The sequence below is a fragment of the Bradyrhizobium sp. WSM471 genome, assembly GCF_000244915.1.
GTDB lineage: Bacteria > Pseudomonadota > Alphaproteobacteria > Rhizobiales > Xanthobacteraceae > Bradyrhizobium.
The window spans coordinates 3,661,970-3,674,300 of the sequence record NZ_CM001442.1; the positions used below are offsets into that span (position 1 = coordinate 3,661,970).

A 12,331-nucleotide genomic window follows, 5' to 3' on the forward strand; every position below is an offset into this window, starting at 1 on the left:
GGGCATCGAGCGGATGGCGAGAAGCGTCGCGGCGAAGAAGAGCGTCAAACCGGCAAAGCCGCCTTACGTGCTCGACGAGCAGGTTGGCTTTATCCTTCGCCAGGTCTGGCAGCGCCACAGCGCGATCTTCTCTCGCGAGATCGGCACCAATATTACGCCGACGCAATGGGCGGCACTGTCGAAGCTCGCCGAGGCCGGGCCATGCTCGCAGAACCAGCTCGGGCGCCTAACGGCGATGGATGTGGCGACCATCAAGGGCGTGATCGATCGTTTGACGGCGCGCGGCCTCACCGAGACCAGCCAGGATCCCGAGGACGGACGGCGGCTTCTGGTGAGCCTGACGCGCGCGGGGCAGCAGCTGGCGGAAAAGGTCGCGCCGAATGCGCTCTCGATCACGCGGGAGACGCTGGCGCCGCTCGAGCCAAAGGAACGCGAGATGCTGATGGCGCTGTTGAACAAGCTGCGGTGAGGCGCGACTAACCTCGGTGAAGGTCTTGTCGAGGTTTTCGGTATGAGAGCGGCGACCCGGTTTGCGATGGCTCTGAGTATGAGTGCGGTGCTGGCGGGCGAGTGTGCTCCCGCTCTGGCGGCGCAAGCCTACGAGGGGTTCTGGGCGTCAACCAAAAAGGATTGCCGCGACCAGGACAGCGCCAACCGCATGAGCATCGAGGGCGGCAACCGCCTCTATTGGTACGAGACCCGGTGCCGCGCCAGTGAGATCACTCCCGACGGGAAGCTCAGCTGGAAAATGAAGCTCGCCTGCGAAGGTGAGGGCGAGAAGTATCGCTCCAGTCCCCGTGTTTCCATTGCCGCTGATGGCAAGCTGGTGATGGACAACAGTCCGGTCGGGCAAGGCAAGCGTCAGACCTACGTGCGTTGTGAAATCGCAAAACCGCGGTGATGCCCTTACGTCTTCCCCGGCCATTTGGCGCGATAGCGGATTTCGCTCCCGTCGGCGAGCCGTCGCCACGTTCCGAACTCCGGCGTATGCGGAGCCCATGCCGTCAGTCCGATCGGGTACACTCGGCTGGGCTGTCCCTGGATGTTGACGGCGAGCTGGCGGTGCGAGGTTCGGAACGCCAGTTCGACTTCGCCTGCGATAACGGGCTGATCGCCGTCACGATGGAAGCCGGCCGAGTTCAATTCGCCCGGCATGGTGTTGAGGTCGGTCTGCAATTCGATAGTGATGTCTTGCGGTGATTTCGGCACCGCTGCGCCGGCCGGAAGGCGAACCTCGAACACGAGCTGGGGAGTGGCGCCGTTCCGGTTGAGCCAGGGCGTGGCCGTCATGTACGCGACGCCCATGTAAGTGGCCGCAGCGGCAACGCAGAGCAGGACGACAACGCCGAGCGACTTCAGGCTGTTGCGCGCGAGACCGCTATTGCTTGCATCCGCGCCGGAACGTGTCACCAGCCAGCTGGCAAGCACCACGCCAGCGATCGCTCCGATAGGAGAGTAGACGAAAAGTGCCGATAGACCAGACGTGATCGGGTCCGCCCGGTTGCCGAGATCGAGCACTGAAAACAGCACAAAGGTCGCGACATAACCTCCGACCGCACCGGCAACGCCGGCAGCAATCCGCGACGAATTCTTCATGTCTGCCTCGACGCCCAGCAATGAACTGCCTGCGTTAGACGCAGCAGGCTGGCGACTTGTTCAATGCTTTCCGGGGCCCGCGCGGAGCGGCGAGCCGCTCCGGCTGCGTCACTTCGCCACCACCTCCGGCACCCTGCCGGCCGGCGGGGTGTTGCGGCTGCGCTGGGTGCGCACAATGCCGTCGATGATGGTCATGCCGATGCCGGGGAGGTCGCCGAGCTGGACGCTGTCCAAAATGTTCTTGCCGGCCGAGTGCTGCGCCTTGTCCATGATGACGAAGTCGGCGGAACGACCGACTTCGATCAGGCCGCAATCCAGTTCGCGCATCCGCGCCGTGTTGCCGGTAGCAAGGCAAAACGCGACCTCGGCCGGCAGGTCGCCAAGCGAGGACAGCATCGAGACCATGCGGAGAATGCCGAGCGGCTGCACGCCGGAGCCGGCCGGTGCGTCGGTGCCGAGGATGACGCGATGGAGATCGCCCATCTCGCGCGCGATGCGCAACGTGAACAGCGCCGAGCGCTCATTGCCGTTGTGCACGAGTTCGAGGCCGCGCTTGCAGCCCTCGCAGATACAGCGGATCTGGTCGTCGGGAAGCGCGGTGTGGCCGCCATTGATGTGGCCAACCACGTCGGTGTCGGCCTCCAGTACCACGTCCTTGTCGATCAGGCCGGAGCCGGGGATCGAAGGACCGCCGGTGTGGATCGTGCTCTGGATGCCGTATTTGCGAGCCCAGCCGACCATTTTTCGCGCGGTGGGGCCGTCCTTGACGTCGCCCAGGCCCACTTCGCCGAGCAGCTTGACGCCGGCGGCGGCCAACTCCTTGAAGTCCTCCTCGACCATCTCGCATTCGATCACAGGCGCGCCGGCGTGAACCTTCACGCCGCCGGGCCGCAGATTCCAGAATGCGCGCTGTGCGAAGATCGCCATCGCCTTCAACCCGACGACGTCGCGCGGGCGGCCGGGCATATGCACCTCGCCGGCGGAAATCATCGTGGTGACGCCGCCATGCAAATTGCTGTCGATCCAGCCGATCTGGTTCTGGCGAGGCGTCCAGTCGCCCGCAACAGGGTGGACATGGCTGTCGATCAGGCCGGGCGCCACCGTGGTGCCGTTGGCCTCGACGATGGTGGTCGCGCCTTCGGTGTTGAGGTCCTTGAAGCGGCCGATTGCGGTGATCTTGCCGTTCTCGGCGACGATGGTGTCACCATCCAGGATCGGCTTTTCCAGCGCGCCGGACAGGATCAGGCCGATATTGCGGATCACGAGCTTCGAGGGTCCGGTGGCCTGGGGTGCGTCATGCGCCATGGAATGGGTCCTTGTCCTTAACTGCAACGCTTCCGATCTTGGGCAGCCTTGACCGCGGGATCAAGCCGGATTATTCATTAGTATACAAATGATCGTGTACAAACGACGCATAGCTGCCGCCTTGAAAACCGCCACGACGCGCAACGGAAGGGTGAGATGAGCAATTTCAATCAGGAAGCCGTTTTGAGCGTCCATCACTGGACCGACACGCTGTTCTCCTTCAAGACCACCCGCAGCCCGACCTTCCGCTTTCGCAACGGCGAATTCACCATGATCGGCCTCAAGGTCGGCGAGAAGCCGCTGCTGCGGGCCTACAGCGTCGCCAGCGCCAATTACGAGGACACGCTGGAGTTCTTCTCGATCAAGGTGCCGGACGGCCCTCTCACCTCACGGCTCCAGCATCTCAAGGAAGGCGACGAGATCATCGTCAGCCGCAAGGCCACCGGCACGCTGGTGATCGACAATCTGGAGGACGGCCGCAACCTCTACCTCATCGGCACCGGTACGGGCCTTGCGCCGTTCCTGAGCGTGATCAAGGACCCCGAAACCTACGAGCGGTTCGAAAAGGTGGTGTTGCTGCACGGTTGCAGGCACGTGAAGGAGCTCGCCTATGGCGAGATGATCACCGAGACGCTGCCGAAGGACGAGCTGATCGGCGAGTACATCCGCAACCAGTTGATCTACTATCCGACCGTGACGCGCGATCCCTTCCGCAATCGCGGCCGCATCACCGACCTCATCACCTCGGGCAAGCTGTTTTCCGATATCGGCCTGCCGGCCCTGGAAGCCGCCCACGACCGCGTCATGATCTGCGGCAGCCCGGCGCTGGTGGCGGATACCCGCGTGCTCCTTGGCGAGCGGGGGCTGATCGAGGGCAATCACGGCGAGCCGGCCCAATTCGTGGTCGAAAAGGCCTTCGCCGAACGCTAGGCCCGGAATTTTCGCGCAATAAGACCGTATTTTCGCCGCCGGACGCCCGTTGCGGCGCCGATTCGGCGCGCGATACACTGCGGGAACGAATCAGCGGAGTTCCCACATGGTTGCGGACAGCGACAGCAACATCGCCTGGCACCGGGTTCAGTTGAAGAAGAACCGCGCCGAGCTGAAGGCGCTCGAGACCGCGCGCTTCACAATGGGCGAGATCGCGTCTTCGAAGCGGAACGGCCAAACCCAGAAGGCGGTCGGGGAACTCAAGCGCAAGATCGCGCAATCCGAGCGCGCCATTGCCGATCACGACAAGCGCACGCGCCGGCCGCTCACCACCGACCTGCAAAGCCTCAGCAAAGGCAGCTGGAGCAATTGGGACGCCTACACCAACCAGCAGCAGCGCAAGATCGGCCCGCGTTCGCCCGGGCGGGGGTAGACTCGGCTCTCACGCCTGCACCGAAGCCGAAGCGGAGGTTCCGTACCCCTTGCGCGGGCAATGACGGGCACCATCTCGGTGAGGCGCCATCAACCGCTCCGGTGATCACATGGCACCACGCCTCGATTTCGCCAGCGAGGCCTTCTTTCGCGATCCGCCCAAGGCGATCGCAACGTTGCGCATGTCCGGTCCTGTGGTCGCGGTGCGATTTCCTCTCGTCGGTCATGTCTGGATCACCACGACCCACGAGGCCACGGCGCAGGTGCTGAAGGAGGGCACCAATTTCACGCTGCGCAAGGAGGATGGCGACGTCGCAGGTCTGCGCTGGTGGATGCCGAACTACGTCAAGACCATCGCCAACAACATGCTGACGATGGACGAGCCGGACCACACAAGGCTGCGCAGCATCGTGGACGAGGCCTTCCGCCGCCGCGCGATCGTCGCGATGGAGCCGCGCATCCGCGCCATCGCGGACGGTCTCGCCGACGAGCTGTTCTCGGCAGGAAGCCCGGCCGATCTCGTCCAGCGCTATGCCCGCATCCTGCCGCTCGCGGTGATCTCCGAGCTGCTCGGATTGCCGTTGGCCGATCGCCCTCGCTTCATCGCCTGGGCCAATACGATGTCCTCGCTTACGAACGTCGCCAGCTTCTTCCGCCTGCTGTTCGCGTTCCGCAAGATGCGAGCCTACCTCGAACGGCAGCTGCAGATTGCCCGCGTGCGGGGCGGCGAGGGCCTGATCGCGGAGCTGGTCCAGGTCGAGCGTGAGAGCGGCCAGATCACGCCGGACGAAATGGTGTCGATGGTGTTCCTGCTGCTCGCGGCGGGCTCGGAGACCACCACGCATCTCATCAGCGGTTCTGCCCACGAGCTCCTCAGAAATCCCAGCGTTCGCGACTGGCTTGCGCAGGACTGGAGCCGCGTCGGACTTGCGGTGGAGGAATTCCTGCGCTTCGTATCGCCGGTGCAGTTCTCCAAGCCGCGCTATGTGAGGCGGGATATCGAGCTCGCGGGCGTGCGTCTCAACAAGGGCGATCGCGTCATGGTGATGCTCGCCGCCGCGAACATGGACCCGGCGATGCATGATCATCCCGACAGCCTCGATCTCGCGCGCAAGCCGAACCGTCACATGTCCTTCGGAACGGGAATCCATTTCTGCCTCGGCCATCAACTCGCCCGGATCGAGGGTGCGTGCGCCCTGGAAGCGCTGTTTGTGCGATGGCCCCGGCTTGGCTTTGCTGTGGACGTGTCGGAGATCCACTGGCGCAAACGACCGGGCCTGCGTGCGATCGCGAACCTCCCTGTCGTGCCGGACGGTCACGGAGCAGCCGGATCGATGATGGTTCATTCGCAGCCAGCGGCCTGCTGAGACTTACACGCTTGCGAAAATTTTCTCTGCATTCGTCGCTAGGAACGGCATGTCGTTTCTCTAGTTGTTTTTGGGACATCGGAAGCCGCGATGAGTTCCTCCGGACGATGTCGCAGATCAACAACAGGAGACAGCATCATGACCGGCAAGATGCCACCTGTTCCCGCCGAGAGCCAAAGCCCGAAGGGAACCGGCGACAGCAAGCAAGTGTCCTCGACTGCCCCGCGAGGCCAGCAGCGTGCGCAAAACCCGGACCAGCAAGGGCAGCAGGGCAACATCAAGCAGAACACCACCAACCAAGGCTATCAGCAAGATCGCTGAGGAGCGGACCTCATGTCGACATCCACCAAGACACCGAACAGCATCCGTCAGGGCGGACCTGGCGCATCGCATGAGAATGCGAAGGCGCCGCTCGAAGTGAAAAAGCCACCGGCGGACGACCCGCAGCGCAACCACAGCCGCGTTTCCGGCGGAGGTGGCGAGCACGATTCACACCACAGACATGACGAGGCCGGAAAAGGCGGAGGCAGGTAAGGCATGAGCAATAAGCAACCCAAACTCTACGCACCGACCGAGAAGGATCTGCGCGAAAATCCCCTGATCGGCGGATCGAAGGGCGCAACGATGGCCGGTATCTCGCCTGAGGACCTCGAGGACGCCTTGGGCGAGAACACGATCGAAGGCGATGTCGAGAACGACGTAAACGCCGCTGGCGGCATCGACAAGGACGTCGCGCGCAGTGGCGCGCGCCGACGAGACCGATAGCTCCGGAGGACGAGCATGCAAGGCAAGAAGACTCACGAGCAACAAGTTCGCATCCTCGAGCGCAAGCCGGATGTTCCAGACGCGCGAGAGCTTGAGCGGGCCCTCGGCCACAATCCGGAGGACACCGCCGTTCACCGAGCGAGACCTGAGGCACGACAGAGTGAATTCCCGGTGAGCCGAGGCGGCCTCAACCAGGAAAGCGACCACAACAAGCACAACGATTCCGGCCAAAGCGGACACAAGCCCCCGAAACCGACGCCGGCACAACAGAAGCACTGAGTTGCACGGGCGATCAAAGCAAGAGGAGAGACCGATGCCAGGTGGTCATGGCAGCAAGACGCATTTCAGATCGGGCATGCACGGCAAGGGCGACGGCACGGGTGCCATGACGGACGTGCCAAAGGAGAAGATCGGCGACAACATGGTGCTGTCAAACCGCGACAAGAAGCAGCATTCCGACATTCGCGGCATGGACGGCAAGTCGATCCAGACGGATCAATATCAGGATCACTCGGCCAACCGGCTCGACGAGGAGTCGGGCACCGACGAGACCTGAGAGCGGCGTTCCTCCCGCTGAACTCGCGGACCGGTCTTCAGCCGGTCCGCTTTTTTGTCGATGCCAAGTCGCGTTCCCAGCCGAATACGGAGCGCCCGTCGAGATCGGGCGAGGCCGCACGCTCTCCGGAGATGAACTCTTCCACTGACGGCCCGCGCGCGGTGCGCTCCAGCCGCCGCGCCTGGTCGTCGAGGCGCTTGATCGCCTGCATCTCTTCCTCGCGCCCGAGCTTTGCGCTCTGGATCGCCCCCTTCAGGACGCGAATGGTTTCGTCATAGACCTTGATTGGAACAGGGTAGGGATGCCGGTCCTTGCCGCCATGGGCGAGCGAGAAGCGGGCGGGATCATTGAAGCGGTAGGGCGCGCCGTGCACCACTTCGGCGACCATCGCTAGGGAACGCACGGTGCGCGCGCCGACACCGGGCGTCAGCAGCAGCTCCGGAAAGTCGACCGGGCCGCGCTCGGCCGCGGCCGCGAGTGTGCCGTGCAGGCGACGCGCGAAGACATCCTTTGGCCGGACATCGTGATGCGCGGGCATGATCAGGTGCGGCAGTATCCCCTGCGCGGGCTCTGGCGCAGTCCCGGTGAGCCGCTCGAATTCGGAAAGGATGCGATCCGGGCCAAGATCGCTCAGAAGCTCGAGCTGCGCGGCGCGCGAGATCTCGGCGCGATGGTCGGTGAGATTGACGATCTCGCCTTGCAGCGGTCCGTCGATCGCGCTGTGCGGCGTATCGACAAAACTCTTCAGCGCCTCGGAATGCCAGTGATAGCGGCGGGCCTGTCGCTTGTCGCCGTTCATGCCCTGCTGCACCACGGTCCATTTGGCGTCGGCTGTGACGAAGAAGCCGTGGAGGTAAAGGTCAAAGCCGTCCTGGACCGCGGCGCTATCCACCTTCGCCACGAGGCGACTCGCACGCGTGAGCTTTGCGCCATCGAAGCCGACGCGGTCGCCGAGCTGCATCAGCTCGTCGGGGGTCTTGCGCGAGTGCTGGCCACGCCCGCCGCAGACGTAGATTCCGAGCTCGTCCTGGAGCGGGCCTAGACCCCGCTTCAGCGCGCCTATCACGGAGGTCGTGATGCCGGAGGAGTGCCAGTCCATCCCCATCACAGCACCGAATGACTGGAACCAGAATGGGTGCGAGAGCCGCTGGAGGAATGCATCGCGCCCGTAGTGATGGACGATCGCCTGTGTGATGATCGCGCCCAGCGAAGACATGCGGGTCGCCAGCCAGGGTGGAACCCGGCCGGTGTGAAGGGGAAGATCGGCGCTGCCGGTCCGTCGAGTCATGGTTGACCAGACATAGCGCAGTTCGGCGATGATTGCACCAGAGGGATGCTGCATTGCACCGAGCGGGGGAGCGAACCACGCTGCAATGCGTTGAACGGCAAGCGCGACGCAAATGGGGGGACTTTAATGAATCGGCAGACCCTTTTGGCCGACATCGACAGGACGTTCGGGTGGATACCGTCGTGGTTCGTCGGCCTCTGTCTGGTCGCTGGCGCGATTCTGATGGCCCTGTCGATCTATCGCCTCTCGGTTTGGCTGTTCAACCGCGCTTTCGGAACCCGCCTCCCGCTCATGCGCGTGTTCATCGAGCGCACGGCGGGCCCCGCTCAGCTGGCCCTCTGTCTTGCTGCCGTGGCGTTGGTGCTGCCGCTCGCGCCGCTGGACGACGCCTTCCGCACGCCGCTGACGCGCCTGTTCGTCGTTGCCTTCATCGCGCTGATCGGCTGGATCTCGATCCGGATCGTGGATATGAGCGCGGCACGGTATCTCCTGAACTTTCGCGACGTCACCGAGAATTTTGTCGCGCGCAAGCACGTCACCCAGGTCCGCGTCTTCAAGCGCGTCACCGATATCATCATTGTCATCATAACGGTGTCGACCGCGCTGATGACGTTCGACTCGGTCAGGCAATATGGCGTCAGCCTGTTCGCCTCCGCCGGTGCCGCGGGTATCATCGTTGGTCTTGCCGCCCGGCCGCTGCTGAGCAATCTGATCGCGGGCATGCAGATCGCGATCACCCAGCCGATCCGCATCGAGGACGCGGTCATCATCGAGAACGAGTGGGGCTGGGTCGAGGACATCGCCTCAACCTATGTGGTGATCCGGCTGTGGGACTGGCGCCGCATGGTGGTGCCGCTGTCCTATTTTATCGAAAAGCCATTCCAGAACTGGACCCGCGACACCGCGTCCCTGATCGGCGTGATTGCGTTCCATGTCGATTATCGTGCCGACGTGCCGCGGATCCGGCGTTGGCTGGAAGAAGCAGTGAAGGAGTCCAAGCTCTGGGACGGCGAGGTGGTCAATCTCCAGGTAGTCGATGCGGATTCGCGCACCATCGAGCTCCGCGCCCTCGTCAGCGCCAGGAATGCGCCGCAGTCCTGGGACCTGCGCTGCGAGATGAGGGAGAAGCTCATCGCCTTCATCCGCGACGAGATGCCGGAAGCGCTGCCGCGCGAGCGCGCGATCCTGATTCCGTCGGGAGGAGGCGACGATGACACCGATTTCGTGCGGCGTCCCGCGCCGCCGGAAAAGATGCGGGCGAGCGCACGCAATTGACCTACTCGGCGGTCGCCTTGGTCGCATCGCGCAGCCGGACTGCTGCTGGATCGTGTCCAGTGCGCCGGTCCTCGTGTGAACAGCCTCACTGCGCGCGGATGTCGGCGGCCCTCAGCACCGGCTCCCATTTGGTTGCCTCGGCATGAATGTAGGCGTCGAATTCCCTGGACGAAGAGCCGACCGGGGCTGCGCCGATCTTGCTGAGTGTCGACAGTACGTTCGGGTCCTGCAGCGCCGCCTTCAGATCGGTTTCGAGCTTCGCCACGGTCTCCGGCGGCATTTTCGCCGGGCCAAGGACGCCCCACCAGACCGAAACATCGTAACCTGGCACGCCGGACTCGGCGACAGTCGGAACATTCGGCAGCGCCTTCGAGCGTTCGGCCGAGGTCACCGCGAGCGCGCGCACCGGGCCGCCTTCGATCTGGCTGATGGCTTCGGCAAGGGGATTGATGCTGAGCGGGATGTCGCCCGCGATCACGGCGGTCAGCGCGGGCGCGCCGCCCTTGTAGGGGATCGCGACGATCTTGGTGCCGGACATGTATTTCAACAGCTCACCGGCGAGATGCGCCGAGGTGCCGTTGCCGGACATGCCGTAGGAAAGCTTGTCAGGGTCCTTCTTCGCCGCAGCGAGGAGATCGCCGAGCGTCTTGTAGGGGCTGTCCTTGGCGACGACGATCGCGAGCGGCGAGGAGGCGGCTTCGGTGATCGCGGTAAAGTCCTTGAAGGTGTCGTAGGGCACGCTCGGATAAATGAACTGGTTGAGCGGATGACCGCTGGCGACCAGGATCAGCGTGTAGCCGTCGGGGGCGGCTTGCGTCAGTGCCTGTGAGGCGATGATGCCGCCGGCGCCGGGGCGGTTGTCGATCACCGGCTGCTGGCCCCAGGTCTTTGCCAACGTCTGTCCGAGCGTGCGCGCGAGCACGTCGACCGCGCCACCGGCAGCATAGGGCACCAGGATGTGAACCGGCTTGCTCGGATAGCTGTCGGCGGCCTGCGCGGCGCTGCCTCCCAGCAGAAGACCGGCACTCAGCATCAAGCTGCCGATCTTTTTGTTGAAATCCAGCATTTTCCAGCACTCCTTGCGAGCGTTGCGTGCCGTCGGTCTTTCGAGCCGTCCGGACGCCGCCCGTGGTTTTTGTTGACGAGACCTGATCTTTTGTACGATAGTACAAATCACATGATGCGCAACCCCGCCAGCAAGGAAACGGCTCGCAAGCCGAACATGCGCGAGGCGATCCTCGCCGCGGCCGAGGAGCTGTTCGCCACCAACGGCTTCAACGCCGTGTCGGTGCGCGATATCGCACAGGCCGCCGGCGCCAATCCCGGCAGCATCACCTATCATTTCAAGACCAAGGACGGTCTGCTGCTGGAGATCTACCGGCGCCATTGCGGGCCAATGAATTTGCGCCGATCAGAGTTGCTCGCCGCCGCCAAGCGCGTGCGCGATCTCCAGGACCGGCTCGAAGCGGTGGTGCGGGCCTATGTCGTGCCGGCCTTCACCTCGGGCAGTGATCTTGCCGGGGGCGGGGCGCGGTTCACGCGGTTGCGCGCGGTGATGTCTGCAGAGGGTAATGAGGTCGCGCGAAAGATCATCGCGCAGACTTTTGACGACACCAGCCACGCCTTCATCGATGCTGTTCACGAAAGCCTGCCGCACGTTCCGCGCACCGACATCGTCTGGCGCAGCCACTTCCTGCTTGGCGCACTCTATTATTCGCTGGTGACGCCGGATCGCGTCTCGCGCCTGTCGCGCGGCGAGGCCGACGGTAGCGATGCCGCAAGCGCCATCGAGCAATTGGTGCAGGCCACCGTCGCCGCGTTCCAGGCGCCGGCACCCGATCAGGCTGCGCCGGCACGGCGACGACCGGTCGTCAGCAGCAAGACTTGAACACTCGGTCTCGTTCGGCGGTTTATCTGATGGCAACCATGTACATGCCGACCATTCCGCCGCCCGATCCGAACACGCGCACGCCGAAGTTCAAGCTGCCGAAGCTGTCTTGCGACGCGCATTGCCACATCTTCGGGCCCGGCGCGAAATACCCCTACGCGCCGGACCGTTCTTACACGCCGCCGGATGCGCCGCTCGCCGATTTCCGCGCGCTACATGCCAAGCTCGGGGTCGAACGTGCCGTCATCGTCAATGCCAGTGTGCACGGCACCGACAACACGGTGGCGCTGGACGCCATCGCGCAGAGCAACGGGGCCTATCGCGCGGTCGCCAATATCGACGGCTCCATCACGGAGCGCGGGATTCGCATACTGCACGAGGGCGGCTTCCGCGGCTGCCGCTTCAATTTCGTTCGCCATCTCGGCGGCGTTCCCGACAAGCGGGTGTTCGAACGCATCGTCGCGATGGTCGCGCCGCTCGACTGGCATATCGACCTGCATTTCGACGCGATCGATCTGCCCGAATATGCCGACACGCTGACAAGGCTGCCGCTGAGCTACACCATCGACCATATGGGACGGGTGAAGGCGTCCGAAGGGCTCGATCAGCTTCCGTTCAAGATCCTGATCGAGCTGATGCAGCGCGACGAGAAATGCTGGGTCAAGATCTGCGGCTCGGAGCGGGTGTCGTCGGCCGGTCCGCCGTTCACCGACGCGGTGCCGTTTGCGCGAAAGATCGTCGAGTCCGCGCCCGACCGGGTCATCTGGGGCACCGATTGGCCACATCCCAACGTCAAGACGATGCCGAACGACGGCGATCTCGTCGACCTGATCCCGCTGTTCGCGCCGGAGCCGGAGTATCAGCAGAAGATCCTCGTCGAAAATCCAGCGCGCCTGTTCGAATTCGACCAATGACGGCGCTTGCGATCG

At 63.9% G+C, this 12,331-nt stretch carries 17 protein-coding genes; 13 read left to right on the plus strand and 4 right to left on the minus strand.

The annotated features are described in order from the left end of the window. Window positions 1–13 precede the first annotated feature (13 nt). A complete protein-coding gene (locus BRA471DRAFT_RS15975) occupies window positions 14–469 on the plus strand; it encodes a MarR family winged helix-turn-helix transcriptional regulator (RefSeq protein WP_035974947.1) in 456 nt (151 codons plus the stop codon). A 42-nt stretch (window positions 470–511) separates the two neighbouring features. Continuing rightward, window positions 512–901, plus strand: coding sequence for a hypothetical protein (locus tag BRA471DRAFT_RS15980; RefSeq protein ID WP_007608898.1), 390 nt, complete (start codon window positions 512–514; stop codon window positions 899–901). A gap of 5 nt (window positions 902–906) precedes the next feature. On the opposite strand, the gene BRA471DRAFT_RS15985 is transcribed toward BRA471DRAFT_RS15980, so the two are convergent. After that, on the minus strand, window positions 907–1,596 hold the full coding sequence (locus BRA471DRAFT_RS15985; protein WP_007608902.1) for a hypothetical protein: 690 nt from the start codon (window positions 1,594–1,596) through the stop codon (window positions 907–909). A 108-nt stretch (window positions 1,597–1,704) separates the two neighbouring features. Further along, complete coding sequence (locus tag BRA471DRAFT_RS15990) at window positions 1,705–2,901, minus strand: amidohydrolase family protein (RefSeq protein ID WP_007608905.1); 1,197 nt, start codon at window positions 2,899–2,901, stop codon at window positions 1,705–1,707. Window positions 2,902–3,057: 156 nt separating this feature from the next. On the opposite strand from BRA471DRAFT_RS15990, the gene BRA471DRAFT_RS15995 reads away from it, so the two are divergent. The 8 genes from BRA471DRAFT_RS15995 to BRA471DRAFT_RS16020 all read left to right on the plus strand — a co-directional run bounded on the left by BRA471DRAFT_RS15995 (window position 3,058) and on the right by BRA471DRAFT_RS16020 (window position 6,951). Then, on the plus strand, window positions 3,058–3,831 hold the full coding sequence (locus BRA471DRAFT_RS15995) for a ferredoxin--NADP reductase (protein ID WP_007608907.1): 774 nt from the start codon (window positions 3,058–3,060) through the stop codon (window positions 3,829–3,831). Between the two features lie 106 nt (window positions 3,832–3,937). Continuing rightward, window positions 3,938–4,264: a hypothetical protein gene (locus tag BRA471DRAFT_RS16000; protein ID WP_007608909.1), complete on the plus strand. Its 327-nt coding sequence runs from the start codon at window positions 3,938–3,940 to the stop codon at window positions 4,262–4,264. Window positions 4,265–4,373: 109 nt separating this feature from the next. Then, the gene (locus tag BRA471DRAFT_RS16005) at window positions 4,374–5,630 is read left to right on the plus strand and encodes a cytochrome P450 (protein WP_007608910.1); all 1,257 of its coding nucleotides are present in this window, start codon (window positions 4,374–4,376) and stop codon (window positions 5,628–5,630) included. A 138-nt stretch (window positions 5,631–5,768) separates the two neighbouring features. Continuing rightward, window positions 5,769–5,951, plus strand: a complete 183-nt coding sequence (locus BRA471DRAFT_RS16010; protein WP_007608911.1) for a hypothetical protein — start codon at window positions 5,769–5,771, stop codon at window positions 5,949–5,951. A 12-nt stretch (window positions 5,952–5,963) separates the two neighbouring features. After that, on the plus strand, window positions 5,964–6,164 hold the full coding sequence (locus BRA471DRAFT_RS36895) for a hypothetical protein (RefSeq protein ID WP_007592432.1): 201 nt from the start codon (window positions 5,964–5,966) through the stop codon (window positions 6,162–6,164). 3 nt (window positions 6,165–6,167) lie between these two features. Then, a complete protein-coding gene (locus BRA471DRAFT_RS16015; RefSeq protein WP_007608912.1) occupies window positions 6,168–6,395 on the plus strand; it encodes a hypothetical protein in 228 nt (75 codons plus the stop codon). A gap of 15 nt (window positions 6,396–6,410) precedes the next feature. Beyond that, window positions 6,411–6,674 carry a hypothetical protein gene (locus tag BRA471DRAFT_RS36900; protein WP_007608913.1) on the plus strand — a complete coding sequence of 88 codons (264 nt, stop codon included), beginning with the start codon at window positions 6,411–6,413 and terminating at the stop codon, window positions 6,672–6,674. A gap of 34 nt (window positions 6,675–6,708) precedes the next feature. Further along, complete coding sequence (locus tag BRA471DRAFT_RS16020) at window positions 6,709–6,951, plus strand: hypothetical protein (RefSeq protein WP_007608914.1); 243 nt, start codon at window positions 6,709–6,711, stop codon at window positions 6,949–6,951. Between the two features lie 37 nt (window positions 6,952–6,988). Here BRA471DRAFT_RS16020 and BRA471DRAFT_RS16025 read toward each other — a convergent pair whose 3' ends face one another. Continuing rightward, window positions 6,989–8,239 carry a DUF763 domain-containing protein gene (locus BRA471DRAFT_RS16025; protein ID WP_007608915.1) on the minus strand — a complete coding sequence of 417 codons (1,251 nt, stop codon included), beginning with the start codon at window positions 8,237–8,239 and terminating at the stop codon, window positions 6,989–6,991. A 126-nt stretch (window positions 8,240–8,365) separates the two neighbouring features. Here BRA471DRAFT_RS16025 and BRA471DRAFT_RS16030 point away from each other — a divergent pair, with 126 nt between their 5' ends. Further along, entirely contained in the window at window positions 8,366–9,514 is a 1,149-nt protein-coding gene (locus BRA471DRAFT_RS16030; RefSeq protein WP_007608916.1) for a mechanosensitive ion channel family protein, read from the plus strand. An 85-nt stretch (window positions 9,515–9,599) separates the two neighbouring features. Here the strand turns inward: BRA471DRAFT_RS16030 and BRA471DRAFT_RS16035 are convergent, their stop codons facing one another. After that, entirely contained in the window at window positions 9,600–10,580 is a 981-nt protein-coding gene (locus BRA471DRAFT_RS16035) for a tripartite tricarboxylate transporter substrate binding protein (protein ID WP_007608917.1), read from the minus strand. A gap of 111 nt (window positions 10,581–10,691) precedes the next feature. On the opposite strand from BRA471DRAFT_RS16035, the gene BRA471DRAFT_RS16040 reads away from it, so the two are divergent. Next, complete coding sequence (locus BRA471DRAFT_RS16040; protein WP_007608919.1) at window positions 10,692–11,402, plus strand: TetR/AcrR family transcriptional regulator; 711 nt, start codon at window positions 10,692–10,694, stop codon at window positions 11,400–11,402. A 29-nt stretch (window positions 11,403–11,431) separates the two neighbouring features. Then, entirely contained in the window at window positions 11,432–12,316 is an 885-nt protein-coding gene (locus tag BRA471DRAFT_RS16045) for an amidohydrolase (RefSeq protein ID WP_007608920.1), read from the plus strand. Window positions 12,317–12,331 lie beyond the last annotated feature (15 nt).

Coding starts and splice junctions, on each gene's coding strand:
- BRA471DRAFT_RS15975 (WP_035974947.1), top strand. CDS start 14: ATGGCGAGAAGCGTCGCGGCGAAGAAGAGCGTCAAACCGGCAAAGCCG.
- BRA471DRAFT_RS15980 (WP_007608898.1), top strand. CDS start 512: ATGAGAGCGGCGACCCGGTTTGCGATGGCTCTGAGTATGAGTGCGGTG.
- BRA471DRAFT_RS15985 (WP_007608902.1), bottom strand. CDS start 1,596: ATGAAGAATTCGTCGCGGATTGCTGCCGGCGTTGCCGGTGCGGTCGGA.
- BRA471DRAFT_RS15990 (WP_007608905.1), bottom strand. CDS start 2,901: ATGGCGCATGACGCACCCCAGGCCACCGGACCCTCGAAGCTCGTGATC.
- BRA471DRAFT_RS15995 (WP_007608907.1), top strand. CDS start 3,058: ATGAGCAATTTCAATCAGGAAGCCGTTTTGAGCGTCCATCACTGGACC.
- BRA471DRAFT_RS16000 (WP_007608909.1), top strand. CDS start 3,938: ATGGTTGCGGACAGCGACAGCAACATCGCCTGGCACCGGGTTCAGTTG.
- BRA471DRAFT_RS16005 (WP_007608910.1), top strand. CDS start 4,374: ATGGCACCACGCCTCGATTTCGCCAGCGAGGCCTTCTTTCGCGATCCG.
- BRA471DRAFT_RS16010 (WP_007608911.1), top strand. CDS start 5,769: ATGACCGGCAAGATGCCACCTGTTCCCGCCGAGAGCCAAAGCCCGAAG.
- BRA471DRAFT_RS36895 (WP_007592432.1), top strand. CDS start 5,964: ATGTCGACATCCACCAAGACACCGAACAGCATCCGTCAGGGCGGACCT.
- BRA471DRAFT_RS16015 (WP_007608912.1), top strand. CDS start 6,168: ATGAGCAATAAGCAACCCAAACTCTACGCACCGACCGAGAAGGATCTG.
- BRA471DRAFT_RS36900 (WP_007608913.1), top strand. CDS start 6,411: ATGCAAGGCAAGAAGACTCACGAGCAACAAGTTCGCATCCTCGAGCGC.
- BRA471DRAFT_RS16020 (WP_007608914.1), top strand. CDS start 6,709: ATGCCAGGTGGTCATGGCAGCAAGACGCATTTCAGATCGGGCATGCAC.
- BRA471DRAFT_RS16025 (WP_007608915.1), bottom strand. CDS start 8,239: ATGACTCGACGGACCGGCAGCGCCGATCTTCCCCTTCACACCGGCCGG.
- BRA471DRAFT_RS16030 (WP_007608916.1), top strand. CDS start 8,366: ATGAATCGGCAGACCCTTTTGGCCGACATCGACAGGACGTTCGGGTGG.
- BRA471DRAFT_RS16035 (WP_007608917.1), bottom strand. CDS start 10,580: ATGCTGGATTTCAACAAAAAGATCGGCAGCTTGATGCTGAGTGCCGGT.
- BRA471DRAFT_RS16040 (WP_007608919.1), top strand. CDS start 10,692: ATGATGCGCAACCCCGCCAGCAAGGAAACGGCTCGCAAGCCGAACATG.
- BRA471DRAFT_RS16045 (WP_007608920.1), top strand. CDS start 11,432: ATGGCAACCATGTACATGCCGACCATTCCGCCGCCCGATCCGAACACG.